The organism is Hymenobacter algoricola (assembly GCF_039539525.1).
GTDB classification, from domain to species: Bacteria; Bacteroidota; Bacteroidia; order Cytophagales; family Hymenobacteraceae; genus Hymenobacter; species Hymenobacter algoricola.
The window spans coordinates 1-668 of record NZ_BAABDH010000047.1; the positions used below are offsets into that span (position 1 = coordinate 1).

Sequence of the window (668 nt, forward strand, 5' to 3'; positions counted from 1 at the left end):
CCCTTTTGGAACAAGAACCCCTTGGCCTGCCGGAACTGCGCGGTTTCGGCCTGGGCTTGCTCTAAATCAGCCTTCGGCACCCGCGAAAAATGCCCGGTTATGAGCATCGTAAGCAGCACCAACACAACGGGGCCGACCGTAAAGCCGACCGTCGAACGCCAGTTTTCAAACACGTCCAAGGGCACCTGCCGGGGGATGCGCTGCGCCGTGGCCTGCAAGCTGGCTTCGGCCGCTTTCAAGGCCGCTACCCGCTCGTCCAGTGCGGTGGTCATGACCTTTTGCCGGTCGTCCAGGTAGTTAATCAGCTTATAGCCCGTGTCCTGAAACACCTTTGCCTGCTGCTCCACCTTCCCCACGAGCTGCGTGGCCACGGCCTCGCTGTTCACGTTCAGCGTCAGGGGCCGGTCGCGCTCGGCCAGCTTCACTAGGGCCTGCACCTGGTCCTCGGTGGCCGGCAAGGGGCGTTTGTTGTAGGCGCGTAGCTCCTGGGCAATGCGCTCAATCTCGGCCATCAGCGTCGCGACGCCGTTGCCGGGGGTGGGGGGAGTGGGATTCATGGAATAAGGGGTGTTGTTAAACAAATAGGGCAAAACCTCCGACTCAGGATTATAACTGCCTTATTTTCCTGATTAGCGCCCTGTTGGACAATATGTTATCCAGTATGTGGC

Annotated in this window: 1 protein-coding gene; it reads right to left on the reverse strand. The window is 59.7% G+C overall.

The window, feature by feature from the left end; translation table 11 throughout:
• On the reverse strand, window positions 1-557 hold a 557-nt coding region (locus tag ABD842_RS13685; RefSeq protein ID WP_345114904.1), incomplete at its 3' end, for a hypothetical protein.
• Window positions 558-668 lie beyond the last annotated feature (111 nt).